The organism is Bacteroidota bacterium, assembly GCA_016213405.1.
Taxonomy (GTDB): Bacteria; Bacteroidota; Bacteroidia; order Palsa-948; family Palsa-948; genus Palsa-948.
In genome coordinates, this window is the sequence record JACRAM010000033.1 from 1 (window position 1) to 2,506 (window position 2,506).

The window sequence follows — 2,506 nt, forward strand, 5'->3', positions numbered from 1 at the left end:
CAACGGCTGCACGCAAACACAAACCGTAACAGTAAATTCTGTTAACACATTGAGCGTAACCGCTACTTCCACTCAAAGCGGATGCACAGTGAATAACGGAACTGCCACTGCTAATCCAAGCAGCGGAACTATTCCCTATACGTATCAGTGGAACAACTTGCAAACCACTCAAACTGCTACAGGACTCGGAGCGGGAAATTATTCCATTACAGTTACCGATGCCAACGGCTGCATTCAAACACAAACCATAACAGTAACTACTCTCTCCAGTCCCACTGCAACTGCTACTGCCACAAGCCAAACTATTATTATGGGGAATGCCACTACTCTCATTGCCACAGGAGGCGGAACGTATTCGTGGTCACCATCTATAGGGTTGAGCTGCGCCAATTGTTCTAATCCAACGGCCACTCCATCTCAAACCACTGTTTATTGCGTTTTTGTTACGAATGCGAATAATTGTACCGACAGCGCCTGCATAATCATTATAGTTGAATTTTCCTGTAACGCAAACGCTGTCTATGTCCCCAATGCATTTTCTCCGAATGATGATGAGCAGAATGATTTGGAATGTGTTTTTGGGAATAATTGCATTAGAGAACTTTTGTTTATAATATACAACCGCTGGGGAGAAAAAGTATTTGAAACTACTGACCTGAAAATATGCTGGGATGGAAGGTACAAAGGCAAATTATGGGGCTCCACTCCTTCGGAGGAAAGCGCGGCAGTGTTTGTTTATTATCTGCAAGCAACGCTTACTAACGGAGAAAAAATAAAGAAGAAGGGGAATATTAGTTTGATAAGGTGATGTGTCTGAAAAACCATTCCGCAAAAGTCCTCGACACACAAAAGAACATGATGAGGAGTGAAGCCCCAAATCCCAAGCATCAAGCCCCAAGTCCCCAGAAAACAGCCATTGCATTTTCTTCGGCTGTTCCTTGAAACTTGGAATTTGGAATTTGGAACTTGAGACTTGCTCCGAAGGAGTCCCTTCGGGAGAATTTGAGACTTAGTTTAGGGACTTGGTAATTTCCTCCGCAATTCCCATCAGCGAAGAATCCGCTTCAATTAAAAATCCTTTCACGCCTGCTTTTTCTGCCGCTTGTATGTCCCGCTCTTTGTCGCCAATGAAAAATGATTTTGTAACATCTATACCGAAACGGGCGATGGCTTTCTCCAGCATTCCGGAATCGGGCTTGCGGCAGATGCACGGTTCCACATCCGGGTGGTGAGGGCAGTAATAGATTTCAGAAATTGTAATTCCGTTTTCTTTCATCAGCGAGAGCATATGGGTGTGCACCGTTTTCACATCATCGTGTGTGTAAAGTTCTTTGGCAATGCCGCTCTGGTTGGTGATGACGATAAAAATAAATCCGGCATCCTGCAATTTTTTCAGCGAAGGAATTATATCATCCGTGAGAACAAAATCCTCCACCCGGAAAACAAATCCGATTTCTTTGTTGATAACACCGTCACGGTCAAGGAAGATTGCTTTAGTCATAAATATGGTTCAGATAACAGATTTATTCAGATTTGCTGATGGAAAACAAATATCTGTAAATCTGTGCTTATCTGTTATCTGTACCATTAAAAAATATTTCTCACCGCATCAATCAATTGCGGAACGGTTGAAGGTAAAACAATAATCGTAAATACTACTCCGAAGAGCGAGCCCCAGTAATGCACATCGTGCGCCACATTGTCTTTTGCATGATTAGCGGCATACCGGCAATAAACCAGATATAAAATTCCGAAAATGGGAGCAGGAATCGGAATCGGAATGAACATCAGCGACAGACTCATCCATGGGTTGAGAAGAATAGAAGAGAATACCACTGCCGACACCGCGCCCGATGCGCCCACCGCGTTGTACTGAAAATCGTTCTTGTGTTTTTCAAACGATGGAATCACAGAAGCAAAAATGCTGATGAAGTAGAGCAGGAAGAAAAAAACTTCTCCCTTCATTGTTCCGAATACATCAACAAAAATTTCTTCCACCATGCTGCCGAACAAATACAGCACATACATGTTCATGGCAAGATGAATCCAATCAGCATGAAGGAGCGCGTGCGTGAGAAAGCGGTACCATTCTTTATGGGTGCGGATGATGCTCGGGTTGAAAAGCATTTTTGAAAATACATTTCTGTTTTGAAACGCAGAAATAGAAACAAGGCAAGTGAGGGCGATGAGGGAGAGCGTGAGCATACGAAGGCAAAGATAAAAGTAATGGTTTACAGTTTACAGTTTTCGGTTTACAGTTGTTGTTGAACCGTAAACCAAAGACCGTAAACCGTAAACTTCATTATACCATCCCTATCTATACATAGGTGTCATTTCCGCAGATTGCGATTTACATTTGCTTTATATAGGACTTTCGCAAGAAATTAAAAATGGAACACGGATAACACTGATTTGACTGATTTTCACTGATTTTATCTGTGCTTATCCGTATCATCCGTGTTATCTGTGTTCTATTCTTTCTAAAAATACTTTTTTGCGAAAGTCC

General features: G+C 42.3%; 3 protein-coding genes. 1 reads left to right on the top strand and 2 read right to left on the bottom strand.

Features of this window, described 5'->3' with window-relative positions:
* The coding region (locus HY841_03695) for a gliding motility-associated C-terminal domain-containing protein (GenBank protein MBI4929840.1) at positions 1 to 808 on the top strand (808 nt) is incomplete at its 5' end.
* A 201-nt stretch (positions 809 to 1,009) separates the two neighbouring features.
* On the opposite strand, the gene HY841_03700 is transcribed toward HY841_03695, so the two are convergent.
* Together HY841_03700 and HY841_03705 are read right to left on the bottom strand one after the other, a co-directional pair.
* A complete protein-coding gene (locus tag HY841_03700) occupies positions 1,010 to 1,501 on the bottom strand; it encodes an HAD family hydrolase (protein MBI4929841.1) in 492 nt (163 codons plus the stop codon).
* An 86-nt stretch (positions 1,502 to 1,587) separates the two neighbouring features.
* A complete protein-coding gene (locus HY841_03705) occupies positions 1,588 to 2,205 on the bottom strand; it encodes a rhomboid family intramembrane serine protease (protein MBI4929842.1) in 618 nt (205 codons plus the stop codon).
* Positions 2,206 to 2,506: the final 301 nt, after the last annotated feature.